Annotated in this window: 20 protein-coding genes; 6 read left to right on the forward strand and 14 right to left on the reverse strand. The window is 64.8% G+C overall.

Translation table 11 applies throughout. The annotated features are described in order from the left end of the window. The first annotated feature begins 188 nt into the window (after window positions 1–188). The 4 genes from K323_RS29300 to K323_RS0104430 all read left to right on the forward strand — a co-directional run bounded on the left by K323_RS29300 (window position 189) and on the right by K323_RS0104430 (window position 3662). The gene (locus K323_RS29300; protein WP_084697019.1) at window positions 189–479 is read left to right on the forward strand and encodes an FmdB family zinc ribbon protein; all 291 of its coding nucleotides are present in this window, start codon (window positions 189–191) and stop codon (window positions 477–479) included. 33 nt (window positions 480–512) lie between these two features. Further along, window positions 513–1769: a formamidase gene (gene fmdA / locus K323_RS0104420; protein ID WP_022884079.1), complete on the forward strand. Its 1257-nt coding sequence runs from the start codon at window positions 513–515 to the stop codon at window positions 1767–1769. A 192-nt stretch (window positions 1770–1961) separates the two neighbouring features. Further along, window positions 1962–3149 (forward strand): ThiF family adenylyltransferase, encoded by a 1188-nt coding sequence (locus K323_RS0104425; protein WP_022884080.1) that lies wholly within the window; start codon window positions 1962–1964, stop codon window positions 3147–3149. A 36-nt stretch (window positions 3150–3185) separates the two neighbouring features. Beyond that, a complete protein-coding gene (locus K323_RS0104430; protein ID WP_022884081.1) occupies window positions 3186–3662 on the forward strand; it encodes a molybdenum cofactor biosynthesis protein MoaE in 477 nt (158 codons plus the stop codon). A gap of 49 nt (window positions 3663–3711) precedes the next feature. On the opposite strand, the gene K323_RS0104435 is transcribed toward K323_RS0104430, so the two are convergent. The 6 genes from K323_RS0104435 to K323_RS0104460 form a co-directional block, all read right to left on the reverse strand. Then, window positions 3712–3960 carry a MoaD/ThiS family protein gene (locus K323_RS0104435; protein WP_211219817.1) on the reverse strand — a complete coding sequence of 83 codons (249 nt, stop codon included), beginning with the start codon at window positions 3958–3960 and terminating at the stop codon, window positions 3712–3714. 25 nt (window positions 3961–3985) lie between these two features. Further along, window positions 3986–5104, reverse strand: a complete 1119-nt coding sequence (gene moaA / locus K323_RS0104440; RefSeq protein WP_022884083.1) for a GTP 3',8-cyclase MoaA — start codon at window positions 5102–5104, stop codon at window positions 3986–3988. Between the two features lie 57 nt (window positions 5105–5161). Further along, complete coding sequence (locus K323_RS0104445; protein WP_022884084.1) at window positions 5162–6385, reverse strand: sulfate/molybdate ABC transporter ATP-binding protein; 1224 nt, start codon at window positions 6383–6385, stop codon at window positions 5162–5164. Beyond that, window positions 6382–7215: an ABC transporter permease gene (locus K323_RS0104450; protein ID WP_022884085.1), complete on the reverse strand. Its 834-nt coding sequence runs from the start codon at window positions 7213–7215 to the stop codon at window positions 6382–6384. Before K323_RS0104450 ends, K323_RS0104445 begins: the two co-directional genes overlap by 4 nt. 62 nt (window positions 7216–7277) lie before the next feature. Further along, window positions 7278–8078, reverse strand: a complete 801-nt coding sequence (gene modA / locus K323_RS0104455; RefSeq protein ID WP_051147214.1) for a molybdate ABC transporter substrate-binding protein — start codon at window positions 8076–8078, stop codon at window positions 7278–7280. Between the two features lie 11 nt (window positions 8079–8089). Further along, window positions 8090–8494 carry a TOBE domain-containing protein gene (locus K323_RS0104460; protein ID WP_022884087.1) on the reverse strand — a complete coding sequence of 135 codons (405 nt, stop codon included), beginning with the start codon at window positions 8492–8494 and terminating at the stop codon, window positions 8090–8092. A 246-nt stretch (window positions 8495–8740) separates the two neighbouring features. Between K323_RS0104460 and K323_RS0104465 the strand changes: the two genes are divergently transcribed. Both K323_RS0104465 and moaC read left to right on the forward strand, forming a co-directional pair. Continuing rightward, a complete protein-coding gene (locus tag K323_RS0104465; protein ID WP_022884088.1) occupies window positions 8741–10018 on the forward strand; it encodes a molybdopterin molybdotransferase MoeA in 1278 nt (425 codons plus the stop codon). Further along, window positions 10015–10509 carry a cyclic pyranopterin monophosphate synthase MoaC gene (moaC, locus tag K323_RS0104470; protein WP_022884089.1) on the forward strand — a complete coding sequence of 165 codons (495 nt, stop codon included), beginning with the start codon at window positions 10015–10017 and terminating at the stop codon, window positions 10507–10509. The genes K323_RS0104465 and moaC overlap by 4 nt, the downstream gene beginning before the upstream one ends. A 54-nt stretch (window positions 10510–10563) precedes the next feature. On the opposite strand, the gene K323_RS0104475 is transcribed toward moaC, so the two are convergent. The 8 genes from K323_RS0104475 to K323_RS24215 all read right to left on the reverse strand — a co-directional run bounded on the left by K323_RS0104475 (window position 10564) and on the right by K323_RS24215 (window position 18329). After that, window positions 10564–11070 (reverse strand): MogA/MoaB family molybdenum cofactor biosynthesis protein, encoded by a 507-nt coding sequence (locus K323_RS0104475; RefSeq protein ID WP_022884090.1) that lies wholly within the window; start codon window positions 11068–11070, stop codon window positions 10564–10566. Window positions 11071–11125: 55 nt separating this feature from the next. Further along, window positions 11126–11899, reverse strand: a complete 774-nt coding sequence (locus K323_RS0104480) for an ABC transporter ATP-binding protein (RefSeq protein WP_022884091.1) — start codon at window positions 11897–11899, stop codon at window positions 11126–11128. Then, a complete protein-coding gene (locus tag K323_RS24210) occupies window positions 11896–13698 on the reverse strand; it encodes a branched-chain amino acid ABC transporter ATP-binding protein/permease (RefSeq protein ID WP_022884092.1) in 1803 nt (600 codons plus the stop codon). Before K323_RS24210 ends, K323_RS0104480 begins: the two co-directional genes overlap by 4 nt. 2 nt (window positions 13699–13700) lie before the next feature. Continuing rightward, complete coding sequence (locus K323_RS0104490; protein ID WP_022884093.1) at window positions 13701–14576, reverse strand: branched-chain amino acid ABC transporter permease; 876 nt, start codon at window positions 14574–14576, stop codon at window positions 13701–13703. 88 nt (window positions 14577–14664) lie between these two features. Then, window positions 14665–15843 carry an ABC transporter substrate-binding protein gene (locus tag K323_RS0104495; RefSeq protein ID WP_026851220.1) on the reverse strand — a complete coding sequence of 393 codons (1179 nt, stop codon included), beginning with the start codon at window positions 15841–15843 and terminating at the stop codon, window positions 14665–14667. 199 nt (window positions 15844–16042) lie between these two features. Continuing rightward, window positions 16043–16384, reverse strand: coding sequence for a hypothetical protein (locus tag K323_RS0104500; protein ID WP_342662998.1), 342 nt, complete (start codon window positions 16382–16384; stop codon window positions 16043–16045). A 130-nt stretch (window positions 16385–16514) separates the two neighbouring features. Continuing rightward, the gene (locus K323_RS0104505; RefSeq protein ID WP_022884096.1) at window positions 16515–16886 is read right to left on the reverse strand and encodes an FKBP-type peptidyl-prolyl cis-trans isomerase; all 372 of its coding nucleotides are present in this window, start codon (window positions 16884–16886) and stop codon (window positions 16515–16517) included. 234 nt (window positions 16887–17120) lie between these two features. Further along, window positions 17121–18329, reverse strand: coding sequence for a PrsW family intramembrane metalloprotease (locus K323_RS24215; RefSeq protein WP_022884097.1), 1209 nt, complete (start codon window positions 18327–18329; stop codon window positions 17121–17123). Window positions 18330–18332 lie beyond the last annotated feature (3 nt).

The following is an 18332-nucleotide window of genomic DNA, read 5'->3' on the forward strand; positions in this document are numbered from 1 at the left end:
TAGTTGACCGGTTTCGATTACCTGGGTTTCGCTTGCCCGCTCGCCGGCAGCTCAGACGTGCCTGCCTGCGCCTGCCTGCGCCTGCCTGCGCCTGCCTGTTGACACTCCCAGACGCGTCTGGCTAGTGTGTGGTTCATGTTCTTCCTGCTGGGCGAGATGGGCAAGAAAACCGTGGCCAGCTGATCGCCATGCCGACCTATTCCTTCCGGTGCGCTGATGGCGACGAGTTCGACGCCCGCTTCAGTATCGTCGACGTGCCGGCTTCCACCACCTGTCCGCACTGCGGGCAGCCAGCGAAGCGGATGCCCAGCGCGCCGTACGTGAGCAGAGCAGGCAGTTCCGCGTACGGCCTGATCGACAGGAGCGCGAGCAGCGCACACGAACCGGAGGTCGTGAGCGGCACACTGCCCGGCGCACCGCGACGCGCGGGCGGGAGGTACACCACCAACCCGCTGCACCAGAAGCTTCCCAGGACGTAACCAGCTGACCGCATTGCCATCAAAGGAGAGAACATGCCTGACGTCATCTTCCCGCTCGATTCCACGAAGAAGTTCGAAGATCAGGAGAAGCTCGGCCACAACAGGTGGCATCCCGAGATTCCTCCCGTCGCCGTCGTCAAGCCCGGCGAGTCCTTTCGCGTCGACTGCCGCGAATGGTTCGACGGCGCTATCGTCAACGACGACTCCGCCGACGACATCCTGAACGCACCGCTGCTGACCGTGCACAAGCTGAGCGGTCCGTTCGGCGTGGAAGGCGCACGCCCGGGCGACCTGCTCATCGTCGATATCCTCGATGTCGGACCGATCCCGCAGGAGGACTCCGGACCTCTTGCCGGCCAGGGCTGGGGATACACCGGAATCTTCGCCCGCAACAACGGCGGCGGGTTCCTGACCGACCAGTTCCCTGACGCCTACAAGGCGATCTGGGACTTCAACGGACAGATCGCAACCTCGCGGCACGTGCCCGGCGTCTCGTTCGCCGGACTCATCCACCCCGGGCTGATGGGCACCGCACCCTCGGCCGAGCTATTGGCGAAGTGGAACAAGCGCGAGGGCGACCTGATCGCCACGGACCCACACCGGGTACCGCCTCTGGCGTTGCCGCCGGAGCCGCAGTATGCCGTGCTCGGCGGTGTTCCCGACGCGGAATTCGACCGTGTTGCCGGCGAAGCCGCGCGCACCGCGCCCCCTCGCGAGAACGGCGGCAACCAGGACATCAAGAACCTGTCGAAGGGCAGCAGGATCTTCTATCCGGTGTTCGTCGACGGCGCCAACCTCTCGCTCGGCGACCTGCATTTCTCGCAGGGTGACGGCGAGATCACCTTCTGCGGTGCCATCGAGATGGGCGGGTTCATCGACCTGCGCGTGGACATCATCAAGGGCGGGATGGATACCTACGGCGTGCACGAGAACGCCATCTTCATGCCCGGCAATGTCGACCCGCAATTCAGTGAGTGGATCGCATTCTCGGGAACGTCGGTGACGCTGGAGGGCGAACAGCGGTACCTGGACTCGCACCTGTCGTACCAGCGCGCCTGCTTGCACGCGATCGACTACCTGACCAAGTTCGGCTACAGCCCAGAGCAGGGCTACCTGATGCTGGGCGCAGTGCCGATCGAGGGCAGGCTGTCGGGGGTGGTCGACATCCCGAACTCGTGCTCCACGGTCTACATCCCGACGTCGATCTTCGACTTCGACGTGCGCCCATCGGCGAGCGGCCCCACGCAGATCAACCCCGGGATCGGAGCACCCCACTCGGCAAACGCGTAACATTCCCCGCATGCCCGACCTGTGCGACGGTCACTTCGCGTGAGAAGTCACCGCGTCAGTCACCGCGCGATCTGACAACTCTCGCTCAATCCGGGCGCGTCTGTGATGCCCGCCCGTGGAGCCGAAAGCAGTGCCAGGTTGTGAGGATAAGCTGGCCGTACGCTCTGACACGGGGCAGCATTGGAGGGTTCGATGGAGTCGACTCGGCCCGGTCTGATCGGTGAACACGGTGCGATCGTTGGACCAGGTGCAATCGTTGGAGCGGGCTTGCCCCTCACGCCTGACCGGCTGACCCGGTACAGTCGGCAGTTGTTCCTGCCGGGTTTCGGCGTCGACGCGCAGCGTCGGCTCGCAAACGCACGAGTGCTGGTGGTGGGGGCCGGCGGGCTCGGAAGTGCGAGCATCCCGTATCTCGCGTCGGCCGGCGTCGGGACGATCGGCATCATCGACACGGATGTGGTCGAACTCTCGAACCTGCATCGTCAGATCGCCCACGGCGTTGACGATCTCGGGCGGAGCAAGGTCGATTCGATTGCGGATTCAATCGCCGCCATCGACCCCGAGATCGAGGTGGTCGCTCATCGAGTCAGGCTGGAACCCGGTAACGCGGCCGACCTGCTGGCCGGATACGACCTGGTGATGGACGGCAGCGATAATTTCCAGACCCGCTACCTGACCAACGATGCGGCGGCAGAGGCCGGAATGCCGCTGGTCTGGGGCGCGATTCTGCGTTTCGCCGGCCAGGTGGGCGTGGCGTGGGCCGGCGTCGGACCGACCTACCGCGACCTGTTCCCGGCCGAACCAGACCCGGATGACGTGCTCTCGTGCTCGGTCGGCGGAGTCCTTCCGACGGTGTGTGCGGTGATCGGATCGATCATGGCGACCGAGGCGATCAAGCTCATCACGGGAGTCGGCGAACCACTCCTCGGCCGGGTCACCACCTACGACGCGTTGAGTGGCCGGTTCCGCGAGCTGGAGTATCAGGAGATTCCCGATGAGGCACGCACCGTAGCTGAAGGCGCAACGCACGCCCCGCGTTCCGCCTCGCGCGGCCGGCCGCAACCGGGAGCGGTCACACCGGTCGAACTCGCCGATCGCTTTGCGGCCGGCGGACCGATGCAACTCATCGATGTGCGAGAACCGTTCGAAGCCGAAATCGCCAGCATCCCAGGTGCAGAGCTCATCCCGCTCGCATCGCTCGACGGATCGCTCGAGCGGATCTCCCGGGACGTTCCCGTTGTCGTCTTCTGCCACCACGGCAGCAGGGCCAACCGGGCGATGGCGGTGCTCGAACGCAACGGCTACCGAAATGCAGAGCTGCTCGAGGGAGGAATCGACGCGTATGCCCGGCTCGTCGCCCCGGCCCTGGCACGATACTGAATCATCACCTCAACACTGAAGACGACCACGCAGTTGATGACCACACCGAAGACGACCACACAGGAGCTGATCGAACTGACCGAACTCGTCCCCCGTAGTTCCGCCACCGCAACGGCGCAGGTCACTGGCGAACCGATCGATGAGGCCGCTCTCTGCCGGGCCGTTCTCACCACGGCCAGCGGTGCCCTGGTCATCTTTTCAGGAATCGTCAGGGACCACGACCAGGAGCGCAGCGTCCGGTCGCTTGACTATCAGGCACATCCAGACGCCGAACTCCTGCTCACCCAGCTCTGCGAACGGTTCGCCGCTGAGTCTGGCCTTCGGATGGCCGCAGCGCACCGGGTCGGGGCACTGCAGGTCGGCGATGTTGCACTGTACGTCGTTGTCGCATCGTCACACCGCAAGGAGGCCTTCGACACTGCTGAGCAGCTGGTCGAGGAGATCAAACACACCATTCCGATCTGGAAACGGCAGCACTTCACCGACGGCGTCTCGGAGTGGGTCGGGCTCTGAACGGGCGGAATCTGAGCGGCTCAGGCCCTGAACCGGTGGATTCTGGGCACTATCCGCCGGCGAACGGCGGGAGAACGTCGACATTTCCCGAGATCGGGAAGGCGGCATCTCGGCGAACCACCTTGTCGATGAGGAACGATCCAGAGGCCAGAACCGTCTGCATCGCCGGGCCGTAGCGTTCTTCGAGAAGCTGCTTCAGAGTGCCCAGGGTTGCCCCCGCGCCCAGTGTCAGCTGTTCCTCCTCACGACCCGCGGCATCCGCTGCCGCCGCAAAATACCTGATGCGAACGCTTGTCATTTCCGTCACCTCATCCCACGCAATCTCATCCACCAATGTATGACATCTCAATCTTCTTCCCGCCGGACTGCCGCAGCTCGCGGGTCTTCGCGCTGCGCAAATCTGAGTAACGGTCGCCGCGGTTCCGCCAGATCGCTCCCAGCGCCTGGGCGAGTTCGTCATCGGTGCAGCCGGTGCGCATCAGCGCGCGCAGGTCATTGCCCTCCGTAGCGAAGAGGCAGGTGAACAACCGTCCTTCTGTGGACACCCGCACGCGCGTGCAGGACTGGCAGAACGATCTAGTCACGCTGGAGATCACGCCGATCTCTCCGCCGCCATCGCGATAACGCCAGCGCACGGACGTCTCACCGTCATAGTTGGGCACGACCTCCTCAAGCGGAAGTTCCGCGTTGATGCGACGGATGACCTCAGAAGACGGCACCACCTCATCCATCTTCCAGCCGTTGCTCGAGCCGACGTCCATGAACTCGATGAACCGCAGGATGTATGGTGAGCCCTTGAAATGCCTGGCCATCTGAACGATGTCCTGGTCGTTCTGGCCCCGCTTGAGCACCATGTTGATCTTGATCGGGCCGAGTCCGACGGCGTGCGCGACATCAATGCCGTTCAGAACCTTCGCGACGGGGAACCGCACATCGTTCATGGCCTGGAAGGTGGCTTCGTCGAGCGAGTCGAGCGATACCGTCACCCGCTTGAGACCGGCATCCTTCAGCGCCTGCGCCTTGTATGCGAGGGCCGATCCATTCGTCGTGAGGGCGATGTCGATCTCGCGTCCGTCTGGCGTGCGCAAGTCAGCGAGCATCGATACGAGTTCTTCCAGGCCTTTTCTCAGGAGGGGTTCGCCGCCGGTCAGTCGGATTTTCTCCACGCCGTTCGCAATCGCGATCCGCGCGAGTCGGGTGATCTCTTCGAAACTGAGCAGTTCATCGCGCTGCAAGAACGCGTAGTCCCGGCCGAAGATCTCCTTTGGCATGCAGTACACGCACCGGAAGTTGCACCGGTCGGTGACTGAGATCCTCAGGTCTCGAAGCGGGCGGTTCAGCGTGTCGACGAACAGTTCCGAATCAATTCCAGCGTGGCCAGTACTGCCTGAGACCGCCGGCAGGATCGGCGGCAGCGCGGAGAGGACGTCGGACTCGGTCATGTCCTCACACTATGCCGAGCGGATGGGAAGACCAACCGGCCCGAGTCGCGAGGCAGGTTACCGGGTGCCCAGGATCGTCACGTCGGCGGGATCGACGCTGAGCCAGACCTCTGTTCCCTCCTCGAGTCCCAGTTCTGAAACACGCGCCGGGGGCAATTCAACGGTGACGCCCTGGTCATCCGCCAGACGACAGGCGATTCCGCCGGAGGACGGTTCGAGAACCGCGATCGTCGATCGCCAACAGTTCGCCGAACCTCGTTCGAGAACAGTGGCTGACGACTCGTCCGGCGGGTGTGTGGAAAGACGCACCGAAGACGGCCTGAAGATCGCTGCGGCCGGCGTTCCGCGGTCAGCAGCGTCGACGGGCGCGGCATGGGCGTGCGGCGCCTGCGTCTGGTCACCCGGGACCCGATCTTGAGGGCTCCGTTCATTCGGGTGTGAACCCTCGAACCTCCTGCCGTCTGGGAGGCGCACTCCATCGGCATCCGCAACGCCGGATACCAAATTGACGCCGGCCAGGGCAGCGGCAAAACGGTTGCGGGGTTGTCCGAGAACGCGGTCTTTCTGGCCTTCGTCGACGATCGTGCCCTCGTGCAGGATGGCGACCCGGTCGGCCAGCACGATCGCGTCGAGCACATCGTGCGTCACCAACAGTGTCGCGATTCCCTGGTCGGCAAGTCGTTCCCGCAGCAACCGTCGCATCATGGGCGCCGTCTCCACATCGAGGGCAGCCATCGGTTCGTCCAGGAGAAGCACGTCGGGTCGGGCCGCGAGTGCCCGCGCCAGCGCCACCCGTTGCTGCTGCCCGCCGGAGAGCTGAGACGGCTTCCGGCCCTCGAATCCGGCCAGGCCGACGGCACCCAGCCAGTCGGCTGCGTCACGCCGTGCCGCGGTTCGCCCGACACCGGCTGAACGGCGCCCGAACGCGATATTGTCCAGCGAGTCGAGATGCGGGAACAACAGCGGATCCTGGCCGAGCAGCCCCACTCCTCGCTTTTCCGGCACGACGGCAAGCGTTCGGGTTCCCGGTGCCACTCTGGTCAGAGTTCGACCGGCGACCGAAACTGACCCGCTGTGTGGAACGATCAACCCGGCGATCGCGGCCAGCATCGTCGACTTTCCTGAGCCGTTCGGGCCGAGCAACGCCAGCACCTCCCCCGGTTCGACGTGAACAGCGGCGTCGAGCGTGAACTCACCGCGGCGAATGAGCAGGTTCGCCTCGAGTGAGCCAGACACCAGCGAGCCAGACACCGCCGATCCAGACACAGTCCCGCCCGTCACAGCGCGACATCCGTTCGCCAGGTGCGCAGGAAAAGCAGGATGACGATGGCGACGACGATCAGGAGCAGCGAGAGGGCGATGGCCGAGTCCTGGCTCACCCCGGCGCCGTTGAACGCCGTGTAGATGGCCAGGGGCATCGTGCGGGTCACGCCGGCGGCATTGCCGGCGAACAACGCAGTGGCACCGAACTCGCCGATCGCCCTGGCAAAACAGAGCACTGTTCCGGCCAGCAACCCCGGCATCGCCAGGGGAACGGTGATGCGCCGGAACACCGTCCATCGTGAAGCACCCAGTGTTGCCGCAACCGTTTCATACTGTGTGCCTGCCGTGCGAAGCGATCCCTCGAGGGTGATCACCAGGAACGGCATCGCCACAAACGCCTGCGCGATGACAACGGCGGCCGTTGTGAACGGGATACCGAAGCCGAAGCCTACGTCGAGGACACTGCCGATGAGACCGTTGCGACCGAGCAGGTAGAGCAGGGCGATACCACCCACCAGAGGTGGAAGCACGAGCGGCAGGGTGGTCAGCGCCCGCAGAATACCGGCGATCCTGGGACGACTCCTCGCGATGAGCAACGCGAGCGGGATGCCGAGAACAAGGCAGATGATCGTTGCGGTGACCCCGGTTCGCAGCGAAAGCCACAGCGCCTGGACCGCCTCCGGCGAGGTGATCGCTGCAGGGAGCTCTGCCCAGTCCACGCGCCAGAACAGGCCGATGATCGGCAGGATCAGGAACGCGAGCCCCACGATCGCGAACACCAACAGCGGTCGGGGGATGGTGCCGGCTCGCTGGTTGGTGCCGGCTCGCTGGGTCTGGCGGGGTTCCATCGTCGTTGGCGGCGCCGACGGTGACGATGCTGTCGGTGACGATGCTGTCGGACGCGACGGGATCACGGACTTCCGAAACCGAAGCTGCCGAGGAGCTTCTGACCGGCGTCGGAGAGCACGAAGTCAACGAACGCCTGTGCCGCTTCCGGGTTTTCGGCACTGGCGGCGACGCCGATCGTGTAGTTGTTGATCGCCCTCTCTGCGCCCTCGATATCCACGCCGTCAACGGCGCCGGCAGCTGCCGAGACATCGGTCTTGTAGACAAGTCCGGCATCGGCCTCGCCCGCACCGACCTTGGTGAGCACCCCCTTCACGTTCTGTTCCTCGCTGGCCGGCGTCAACGGGATGCCGTCAAGGTCGAGCAGCTCCTGCGATGCTGCGCCACACGGGACTTCCGGTGCGCACAGCACGACGAGCAGACCGTCGCGAGTCAGGTCGGTCAGGCCGGTGATCTTTTCGGGGTTGTCTGGCGCAATCGCGATCTGGAGCGTATTAGTCACAAAGATCGAAGAATCGCCGGAGAGTTCACCGGCGCCTGCGACATCCGCCATCGTGCTCTCGTTCGCCGCGGCGAACACGTCTGCGCTCGCGCCTTCGATCAACTGAGTCGCCAGCGTGGACGAACCGTCGTAGACGATGGGGTGAACGGTCACCTTCGGATTCTCTGCGGTGAAGGCCTCGGCGAGTTCGTCGAACGACGCCGTCAGGGATGCCGCGGCGAAAATGGTCAGCTCGCCACTCACCCCGGTTGCCAGGGGCGTGGACTCCGCCAGATCAGGGTCTTCCGTGCTGCAGCCGCTGATTGCGATGACTGCCGCGACACCGACAACAGTTGCGACAACGCGAGTCAGTTTCTGCTTCACGAGACCCTTGTTCACTTGTGCTCCCTGGGTACTTCGACGACCACCATGGTGGCTTTCACCGAAGCAACAGCGAGGGAACCGACTTCGAGACGGAGGTCGCGCACCGCTTCGCTGGACATCAGCGACACGATCCTGTGCGGCCCGCACTGGATCTCGACCTGCGCCATCACGGTATCGAGCACGATGTCGGTGACCAGCCCGACAAAGCGGTTGCGCGCACTGCTTCCGACGCCAGACGGATCATCGGGCGCCACGGCGATGGATTTGGCTCGTGCAGCCAGCTCTGCACCGTCGATGACCTGTCGACCGGTGTCGTCTCGCGCCGAAGCGAGTACTCCTGATCCAACCCAGCGGCGAATCGTGTCGTCGCTGACACCCAGGAGGCTTGCTGCTTCGCTGATCCTGAATTGCGCCATGTGCAGGACTCTATCACCGCAGATGCGGTGTCAGCCTGGACTCTGCCCCGCAAATAATGGACCACGCCTGCCAGGGCATTCGCACCGACGGCAGCGGTACGCCGCTCTCGAACGTTGCCAACTCAGGAGATCCCGTGGAATGCGCGCTTCCACCCGCAGAAACATGCAGCTGAATGACGCACCGTGACGAGATCTCCTGAATAAGCCCCCAGCCAGAGCACTCATTCCGTCAGTAGAATCGGCAGCATGACAGCAGGTTCGCCGAGCATCTCAGCCGACGAGCACCTCGCCGCCATTCTCGCCGCAACCAGCATGCTTGCCCCCCAGAGCGTCCCGCTCGATCTGGCACTGGGGCGAGTTCTGGCCTCCGACGTTCTTGCTCAGGTCGATGTGCCATCCTTCGACAATTCCAGCATGGACGGCTACGCCGTACGACTGGCCGATGTGGCCACCGCGAGCACGGACAACCCGGTCACGCTCGACGTGGTCGCCGATCTGGCGGCCGGCACCCAGGACGACCCCCTGATCCGTGCAGGACAGTGCGCCCGCATCATGACCGGAGCCCCGACCCCGGGCAATGCCGAGGCGATCGTGCCGATCGAAGACACCGACAGGGGCACAGACCGCGTCGTCATTCACGTCGCGCCCGCTCCGGCCGCGTTCATCCGGCGCGCGGGCAGCGATACCCGCGCCGGTGATCCCGTGCTCACTGCAGGCATCCGTCTGACCGCTCGCCACCTCGCCGCGGCGGCGGCCAGCGGTTCAGACTCACTCACGGTGCACCTGGCTCCGCGCGTGGGAATCCTCTCGACCGGCAGTGAGCTGGCTGCCCCGGGTGGCCGGCTGCACCGTGGCCAGATCCACGATTCGAATTCCACCCTGCTCGCGGCCGCCGTCGCAGAGGCGGGCGGAATTCCTGTCGTACTCGGCCGGGTGGCAGACGACGAAGCAGAATTCCATAGTGTTCTCACCCGGCATGCAGCCGATGTCGATGCCTTCCTGCTTTCCGGTGGTGTGAGCGTCGGTGCGTACGACGTGGTCAAGGCCGTACTGTCGAAGCTGGGTTCTGTGCAGTTCAGCTCGGTGCGCATGCAGCCGGGCAAACCGCAGGGATTCGGGCGGTGGAGTGACGGAACCCCGATCTTCGCGCTCCCGGGCAATCCGGTCAGCGCATTCGTCTCGTTCGAGGTCTTCGTACGCCCGGCGCTGCGTGCCATGCAGGGATATCTGGCGCTGCAGCGACCCGTCACTGTGGCCATTGCCGAGAGTGGATGGTCGTGTCCGCCAGGACGACGCCAGTACATGCCGGTCACAGTGACCACGGTTGTGTCGCGCGCCGACCTGACGGATGCCGATGGCCCGGATGCCGACGGCCAGCTTCTGGCCCGACCCGCCGCATCAGGTGGTTCCGGCTCCCACCTCGCAACCGGGCTGGCAGCGGCAGACGGCCTCGCGATCATCGACGAAACTGTGGACGAGGTGCGCGCGGGCGAGGCGATCACTGTCATGCTGGTGGAATCATGAGCGAACAGCCTTTCACCCACCTGAACTCCGCCGGCCAGGCCCACATGGTCGATGTGACCGCCAAAGTGCCCACCGTGCGCGAAGCGACGGCCACCGGCTTCGTTCGCTGCGGCGCCGAGGTCATCGATGTGCTGCGCTCTGGCACCGCCCCCAAGGGCGATGTGCTCGCCGTTGCGAGGATCGCCGGAATCCAGGCGGCAAAGCGCACGGCAGAACTTCTCCCGCTCGCACACATCATCGGGGTGCATGGCGCCAGCGTCGACCTCGAGATCGAGAATGACGGGGTGCGCGTGGTGGCGACCGTGCGCACGGCAGACCGCACCGGCATCGAGATGGAAGCGCGCACCGCCGTTGCCGTCGCTGCACTCGCCATCGTCGACATGGTCAAGGGCATGGATCAGTCTGTCGAGATCACCGGCATCCGTCTGCTGTCGAAGTCAGGCGGTCGCTCAGGCACCTGGACTGCGGCCGACTGGCATCCCATCGACTGAGCGCAGCCACACTCGCGTCGAATTGCCTCTAGTCGAATTGCCGCTATCGGCGACTCAGTGGTCGGCGCCGTCCAACTGGTCGATGAGGTGCGGCACCAGCGGGGCGACGACGGCAAGCCCCTGCTCGACGGCCCGCACAGAGCCGGGCAGGTTGATGACCAGGGCGTTTGGCGGGTCTCCGGCGATACCCGCCAGTCCCCTGCCCAGCACGGCCATTCGGCTGTGCTTCTCACCCTCTCGCCGCAGGAGTTCCGCTATGCCAGGCAACTCCCGCACGATCAGGGGCCTGGTCGCCTCTGGGGTGAGATCCCGCGGACTGACGCCTGTTCCGCCACTCGTGATCACCAGGCGAGCCCCCGAGGCGAGAGCTTCTGTGATCGCAGTCCGCACGCTCCCGATGCCGTCGGGAACCACTGCCACCGGCCCTACCTCGAACCCCGCTTCCGCAAGCAACTGGGCGGCACGCGGACCAGACTCGTCTGGCCGTTCGCCCGTCGAGCTCCGATCGGAGACGGTGATGACGCTGGCCGGAATCCGACTGTGCGACTGCGAGTGGCTCACCGTGTCTCCTCTGCTTGAGCGGCTGATTTCTGCTTGAGCGGTTGGTTCCGTGTTCCTAGCTGATCCCGAGGTAGGCCTCGATGACCCGCTCATCGGCGAGCAGCTCTCGCGCCGGCCCCGAGTGAGTGATCGCGCCGGTCTCGACAACATAGCCGTAGTCCGCTGCGGCGAGAGCGCGCCGGGCGTTCTGCTCGACGAGGATGACCGTGGTTCCGCCAGCCCTGATCTCGGCGATGACCGCAAACACTTCATCGACGATCTTCGGCGCGAGCCCCATCGATGGCTCGTCGAGGAGCAGCACTTCCGGCTCTGCGACGAGGGCGCGGGCGATCGCCAGCATCTGCTGCTCGCCTCCCGACAACGCACCGGCCTGCAGCTTCCTTCGTTCGTGCAACACCGGGAAGCGCTCGTACACCCGCGCCACGCTCGCCGCGAGGGTGCTTCCCCTGTGCCACCCGCCCAGGCTCAGGTTCTCGGCAACACTCAGTGTTCCGAGGATCTCACGCCCCTCCGGAACCTGCACGAGTCCCGCCTTGACCAGCTTGTGCGCTGGGTCGCGCGTCACGTCCTCCCCCTTGAAACGGATGACACCGCCGCGCGGCCGAAGGAGGCCAGACACGGCATTCAGGATCGACGTCTTCCCCGCCCCGTTCGCGCCGACCAGCGTGACCAGTGCACCGGCCGGAACCTCGAACGACACATTTCGCACGGCATCCACCCGGCCATAACTGACGCTCAGGTTCTCGACGCTCAGTATCGGCTGACCCGCTATCGGCTCACTCGGTATCGGCTGACCCGCTATCGGCTCGCCCGCTATCGGCTCACTCATTTCTCGCCCTCCGTGCTGCCACCGAGACCTGTGCTGCCACCGAGATCAGCACTGCCACCAGCACCAGCGCTGCCCTCGAGATCGCCGGCCAGGTTCTGCGCCGCCTCTGAAACCGCCTCAGAAACCGACTCGCCGTCTGCAGCCGAACCGAGGTAGGCCTCGAGCACCTGGGCGTCACGCGCGATATCAGCCGGTATGCCGGATGCGATCACCTCGCCGAAGTTCAGCACCGTGATCCGGTCGCAGGTCTCCAGCATCATCCGTACGTTGTGCTCGATGACCAGCACGGCGATGCCATCGCCCGCGAGCGAGACGATGAGGTCGGAGAGCGTGCGCGCTTCGACGTGATTCATGCCGGCCGCAGGCTCGTCGAGAACGAGCAAAGTTGGATGCGACGCCAGGGCGCGAGCAATCTCCAAACGACGCTGATCACCGTACGACAGGTCGCCTGCCGCGTTGGCCGCTTTGTCGCCGAGCCCGACACGCACCAGCTGGGCAGAGGCCATCGCAACGGACTCTCGCTCCCATCGCCTGGCTGACGGAAGAAAGAGCAGTCGTCGCAGGAGCGTGTCGTGGCCGATGCGGTACCCACCGACGAGCACGTTCTCCAGGGCGGAGAGCCGGTTGAACAGCTTGATCTGCTGGAAGGTTCGCGCGACACCGTTCTGGGCAAGGCGGTGTGCCTTCGTGCGAGCAGTCAGTGGCGTTCCCAGCACCGTACCCGTGCCGCTCGTGGGGGCAGTGAGCCCGGTCACCATATTCACCAGCGTGGTCTTTCCCGCACCGTTCGGCCCGATCAGGCCCACGATCTCTCCCGCGCCGACACTCAGGTCTACGCCTTGCACCGCGTGCACGCCGCCATACGACTTCGACAGCCCACGGATGCCGACAACCTCAGTTCCCCGTGGCGGCAAGGGCGGCAGGGTCGGGAGCGCGGCCGGGTCGGTGATGAGCTTCTTCGCCGACTTCCGCCTCGGGATGAGCCCAGAGAGACCGCCGGGCAGGAACAGGATCACCACGAGCAGCAGGATGCCGGAGATGGTCGGCCGGATCCACCCGGCGTCGATGCCGAGAGAACGCTGCACCTCGGGGATCACCGACAGGAAGATCGACCCGAAGATCGGGCCGACGAACAGGTTCACGCCACCGACGACCGCGGTCACCAGCCCATCGACGGCCGCGGTGAATGAGAACTCGTTCGGGTCGGCGAAGCGGGAGAAGTAGGCGAGCAGCACCCCGTAGAGTCCGGCGACCGCACCGGCGATGACAAAGGAGGTCATGCGGTACTTGGCGACATCGATGCCCATGGTGCGGGCAGCGAGTTCGTCTTCGCGGATGGCATCGAGTGCGCGGCCGAGCCTCGAGCCCGACAGGCGCCAGAACCAGAACGCCACGATGGCGAGGGCGATCAATGCGATCTCTGGGCCGACCAGCTTGGGGAAGCTCATCCCCTGCGCCCCGTTGGTCCAGGACTGGTTGATCAGGAAGATCCGCACCATTTCCGCGAACGCGAGTGTGGCGATGGCGAGGAACACCCCGCGGAGCCGAATGACCGGCAGACCGAGAATGAACGCCGCGAGCATGCCGACACACATGCCGAACACGACTCCGACCAGAAGGGGCGGGATGAACCCGAACAGGGGCTCCTCCGGGACCACGAGGGCCGAGGTGAATGCAGCCAGTGAGGCCAGGCCGAGCTGGGCGAGGCTCAGTTGCCCGGCCAGCACGACCGCATAGAAGCTGTACGCCAGAATCGCCGTCAGCGCGACCAGGGTGATGAGGGCTGAGTATTCGAACACGTCTAGACCTCCCGCACCTTCCGGGCACCGAACAGCCCTTGTGGGCGCAGGATCAGGATCAGGAAGAGCAGGCCGAATGCCACCATGTCCCGCCAGGAACTGCCGACGGTGTTGACCGCGTAGACCTCGGCGAGGCCAAGGATCAGCCCGCCGATGAGGGCGCCTGGCAATGACCCCATGCCACCGACAATGATCACGGCGAGCGCCTTCAGCTCAACGGCGTGCCCCATGCCGAGTTGGGCCGCGTTCACGTTGAGCGTGAACAGCACGCCGGCAACCGCACCGAGCGCGGAAGAGATGGCGAAGGTGGTGCTGCTGATCCGCCCGACATTCAGACCGAGAACGGATGCCGCATGCGGGTTCTCTGCGATGGTGCGCATCCCCCGCCCCAGCTTCGATTTCGCAACCAGCCAGGTCAGCACCACCATCAATCCAACGCTGATCACCAGGATGATCACCTGCAACAGCGACACCGTCGCTCCAAGCAATTCGAACCGCGCGCTCGGGAACGCGTCTGGTGGGAACCGCCTGGTGTCCGCGCCGTACAGAGCCTGCAGCACGGAGAGGATGATGGCGCCGAACGCGATCGACGAGATCAGTCCGGCGAAGTGGGCGTCGTGCCGCCCGCCGAGCGGCCGGAAGGCGATCCGTTCGATCAGGATCCCGAGAACCGCACCCACGATCAGTACCAGCGGTATGGCCAGCCAGATCGAGATTCCGAACCTGGTGACCAGTTCAATCCCAACTAATGCACCCGCGGAGAACACGGCGGCGTGGGCAAGGTTCAACTGGTCGAGGATGCCGAATACCAGCGTGAAACCGATGGCGAACAGCGCGTAGATCGAGCCGAGGAAGATCCCGTCCATGAACAGTTGCATAGTGTCGTCTCTGAGATTGTGGCATCCGGTGTAGGAGCCGGTGCTGCACACTCGCAGCACCGGCTGGGCATGAAACGGGCCCTGCCGCCTACTTCAGGATAGTGAACTTGCCGTTCTCGACGACCTGCACCAGAGCCTCGTGCACGGCATCGCGGTTCTCGTCGATGGAGATTTCGCCGAGGACAGTCGGCAGGTCGGAGATTCCACTGAGGTTCTCCTTGATGTCGTCGCGTTCACCGGAGCAGCCGGCACGGACTGCCGAGTCGATGACCTGCATTCCGGCGTACGCCTGTGCGGCGAACTGGTCTGGTGCTGCGTCGTACTTGGCGGTATACGCGTCGATGAAGGTGACGTTCTGCTCGTTCTCGGAAGCCGAGTTCCAGGCCGCACCGACGATTACACCCTCTGATGCGTCTCCTGCACCGCTGATCAGGGCGGGCGAGTTGAACCCGTTTCCGCCGATGATCGGCGTTTCGATACCGATCTCACGGGCCTGGCTCACCAGCGGCACCGCGGCCTCGACCAGCCCGGAGACGACGATCGCATCCGCATCCGCGCCCTTGACCTTGTCGAGCAGTGCGTGGAAGTCAGTGTCCGACTTGGAGAAGGTGAGGGTGTCGACGACCTCAACGCCCTCATCATCGAGCGCGGCGGCGAAGGCCTGGTATCCCGACTCCGTGAAAGCGTCGTCGTTGCTGTACATCACGACGACCTTCTTCAAGCCGAGGCTTTCGGTGGCCGCCTTGACGGTCTGTGGGATGACAGCCTCCTCGGTGAGCGAGTCACGGAAGATGTAGTCGCCGATCTCCGTGATGCCCTCTGCGGTGTTCGAGACACCGAGCACCGGCGTCTTGCCGTCCTGTGCGACCGGGTTTGTCTGCTTGGCGGTGTTGGAGAGGGTCGGGCCGACGATGATGCTGGCCCCGTCATTGACAAACCCTTCGAAGACCTGGATGGCCTGCTTCGGATCGGTCTGGTCGTCTTCGACCGTGAGCTTGTACGTCACTCCACCGACCTCGTTCAGATCGGCGACGGCAAGCTCCAGTGCATTTTTCTGGCCTGCGCCGTACTGGGCTGCCGCCCCGGTGAGGCTGAATGCCGCGGCAATGGGGACCTCGGTGTCGATGGTGCAGTCCGCTCCAGTGCCGGTACCGGTGAGGCCACCCTCTGCGGTGTCGTCACCCGATCCGGATCCCGCGCTGCAGCCGCTCATCGCGAGCATCAATGCGGATGCGCAGACAACAGTAGAGAGTAGTTTTCGTCTCATGGGGACCTCCTGGACCGGTGCGAAGATCGCCGCACAGGATCGGTTGCGCCGGAAGCGCGCCGAATTGCTGACCACTGTTTGCTGATCAGTGTTTGCTGAACACTGTGCGGGAATGGCGCAAAGTTATCACACGGCACTCGTCTGGGGGTCACCGACAAGCTGATCGATATCGATCCGGTATGCGCGGGCCAACCCGACTTCAGCGGCCGGGGTCGTCGATCACGGATGCTGCGGAATGCGCCATCAGCGCGAGCACGGCCGCAGCGTAGGCATCCGCTGGCTCCCCTGCGGTGAACTCCGATGCGTCAATCTCCGATGCGACGAAGGGGGCGGTCGAACCACCGAATTCGCACTCAACGCTGTACTGACCGTCACCTGCCGTGGTCAGCGACCGGAACGCATCCCCCAGCAACGTGCGCAGTTGCTCCTCGCGCGGCAGCCAGAGGGCGTCTTCCAACGCCAGCGAGTCCAGCGCCCATTCGGTCGTCCCGTTGAACCCGAGGATGGTACCGGTATCGAACTCATGGGGCTCAATGGTCATGTCACTGACCGTGAACACATCGCTATCGAACCCTGGACGCTCTATCCGAAAGGCGTCTCCGGAGGCCGGTTGCCAGCGCAGGCCGGCCTCCTGGAGAGCTCTCGCGCGATCGGTGGAGATCACTGTCGGCTCAGCTGACACCGAGCAGGTCGATAACGAAGATCAGGGTCTTGCCGGAGAGGCGGTGGCCGCCACCGGCCGGTCCGTACGCCAGGTGCGGCGGCACCGTCAGTTTGCGACGGCCGCCGACCTTCATGCCGGGGATGCCCTGCTGCCAGCCCGCAATAAGCGAGCCGAGCGGGAAGTTGATCGACTGGCCACGGTTCCACGACGAGTCGAACTCTTCACCTGAGTCGTATTCAACCCCGAGGTAGTGCACGTCGACGGTGGCACCTGGTGTCGCTTCCGCTCCTTCGCCGACGACGATGTCTTCAACCTCGAGCGCCTCGGGCGCCGGGCCCTCAGGGAAGTCGAGTTCTGGCTTTGCATTCAGATCAGTCATGCGTCCATCAAAGCGGATCGGAAGCCGGAACGCACAGTTCGAGATTCCTCCTTGCGCGAACAGTGCACGCGGCGCATGCTGTTACCAGAGCAGAACTCGTCAGACCAAACTCGTCGCTCCGGGAGAGTCGTAGGCAGTGCCACACCACCGGGCGGCGGGTTTTTTTGTGCCCGCACAAGACCCGGCAACCGGTCAGCACAGCGTCGACTCACCACCGCACAACTCACCACTGCATCAACCCACCACCGCGGCACGGTCGGCCATCAGCCGAGCCAGGAGCTGCGATTCATCGGCGCGGTCGACGTGACCGGCCGAGCCGTTCAACATCCGTTGACGTGCGAACGCCAGCCGCGTGGCATCCGCGATGAACCGGCGCATCGCCGTCTTCTTCTCCCTGGACTGGGCGGATGCCCACGCCCTGGCCTGGCGCCGCCCACCCGGTGTCGCGAGCATGCCGACCTCTGCCGGGGTGAACCAGCCTGCCGCCGCATACTCACCAAGCCTGGCCGCCGTCACGCGTGCCTCCTGCCTGCGCAGCATCGTGACCACAACGATGGCACCCACGAACAGCGGAATCTGTACCACCAGGTAGTAGACGATGAGCGTCGCATCAGCGGCGAACATCGAAAAGGCACCGTTCCACAACGCGTGCAGCAGAACGGCGGGAACGAGTCCGGCCAGGAAGTAACCGACCGCTCCGAACGCGCCGGTACGTCTCGCCGCCAGCCCGAGGGCGATCCCGATGCAGGTGGTAAACATGACGTGCGCGAACGGCGAGAACACGCCACGCACCAGGAAGGTCAGGCCGAGGGTCTCAAAGCCGCCCTCGATCATTGCCACACCGAAATACTGGATGTTCTCTGTGAATGCGAACCCTGCGGCGATCGTCGCTGCGTAGACAACGCCGTCAACCGGTCCGTCGAAGTGCCTGCGTATCGCCCAGAACAGCACAAGGATGCCAAAGCCCTTCGCGCCTTCCTCGACGAGCGGCGCCTGTACGACCGCCGCGAGCAGGTCGTTGCCGGTGAAGGCTCCGCCACTCGCTGCAATCGTGAGCTGCACGCCGAGGTCGAAGATGAGCGCCGTGGCAACCGAAACGCCGGCGCCCCAGAGGAAAGCGAACCAGAGCGCGGGGCGCGGCTCAGGGTCCCAGCGGTCGATCCAGCGAACGGCCAGCAGTACAGCGGTAAGCGGGATGAGAGCGAGGAAGAGGCAGAACAGCAAGCCTCCGGCACCGAGGAAGGTGGCGAGGTAGACCAGCACAAGCAACAGCGCCAGGCTCCCGACGATGATGCCGACGATCGCGATTACCACCGCACCACCACTCGGCCGGCGCACCTGTTCGGTCCAGACCGGAGACACCGGGCGAGAGACCGGCTGGGGCTGCTGTGACTCGGGCTGCTGTGACTGGGGCTGCTGTGGCGAACCGTGTTCGATCGTCATGAC

The organism is Glaciibacter superstes DSM 21135 (assembly GCF_000421145.1).
Classification (GTDB): Bacteria; Actinomycetota; Actinomycetes; order Actinomycetales; family Microbacteriaceae; genus Cryobacterium; species Cryobacterium superstes.